The 1,073-nt window shown below is 71.8% G+C and carries 2 protein-coding genes; both read left to right on the top strand.

From position 1 onward, the window contains the following. On the top strand, window positions 1-615 hold a 615-nt coding region (locus ACIRS4_RS38850), incomplete at its 5' end, for a hypothetical protein (protein WP_404205089.1). Beyond that, the gene (locus tag ACIRS4_RS38845; RefSeq protein ID WP_404205087.1) at window positions 612-881 is read left to right on the top strand and encodes a hypothetical protein; all 270 of its coding nucleotides are present in this window, start codon (window positions 612-614) and stop codon (window positions 879-881) included. The genes ACIRS4_RS38850 and ACIRS4_RS38845, both read left to right, overlap by 4 nt. Window positions 882-1,073 lie beyond the last annotated feature (192 nt).

Here is a 1,073-nt window from a genome sequence, read left to right as displayed (position 1 = left end):
CTGCTCGCCGCCCCGACCGGCCTGATCGACACCTTCCCCGACGAGGCCTACCCGACCGACGTGGCCGCCGTCGCCGCCGCGATCGCCGTGCACGGCCGCGCCACCGGCGTCGACCACAGCGCGGTCCTCGCGCACTGGGCCCGGCAGGTCCGCGCGGTCCAGATCGATCCGGCCACCGGCCTGGTGTGGCAGCGCATGGGCTCCGACGGCCGCGCGCACGACGCCCCGCGTGCCTCGGGCACCGGACTCGCGGCCTACTTCGCGGGCTTCGCGGACCGCGCGCTCGCCCGGGACCTGGCGGCCGGCTTGTTCCGGGAGGAGCGCAGCGTCCTCGGTTTCGGAGCCATCCACGAATACGGCGGCGGGTCATCCGGCCCCGGTGACATCGACAGCGGTCCGGTGATCCTCGGAATCTCGGTCTCCGCAACGGCTTTCGCGCTCGCCCCGGCCCGCGCCTTCGGGAACCACGATGTGTTCACCCGCGTCTTCCGCACCGCCGACCTGGCGGGCCTGCCGATGCGCAGCGGTGACCGATTGCGGTTCACGAACGCCGGAGCCATCGGCAACGCCCTGCTACTGGCCTTCCTCACCTCGGGGCCGGAGCTGGCGCGATGAGAATCCCCGCATGGCTGGCCGAGGTGTGGCGGCTCCTCCGCATCCCGCTGATCCCGGTGGTCCTGTACCTCGTGCTGCGGCCCGTCCTGGCGCTGGTGTCGGCGCGGCACGGATTCGGTTCGCCCGACGGGCTCGGCCCCGGCTACCTCGCCCTCGCCGCGATCCTGACGGGTTTGCGCGTGATCGTGCTGGTGGGAGTCCCGGCCTACCTCGCTTATCGCGTGGTGGTCGCCGCGATTACCCGGCTGCCGGGGGCGCGTCGGTAGGGGCTCCGTGAGTGCTTTCCGTGGTGGGTTCCGTAGTCACCACGGATGTCCGTGGCCTGCGCGAAATTTAGCGTTATAGCCATGACGAACACAGCTTCCACCGCCGCTTCCACCGCCATCAACGTGACCCTCGAGGTCGCCGACCCCGCCGCCATCGCCACCTCCTACGCGTCCGCCTTCGGTCTCGGCGAC

It is taken from the genome of Streptomyces sp. NPDC101166 (genome assembly GCF_044768125.1).
Taxonomy (GTDB): Bacteria; Actinomycetota; Actinomycetes; order Streptomycetales; family Streptomycetaceae; genus Streptomyces.
The sequence above is the reverse complement of the archived record's forward strand: the minus strand, read 5'-3'. Positions and strand labels throughout refer to the sequence as shown.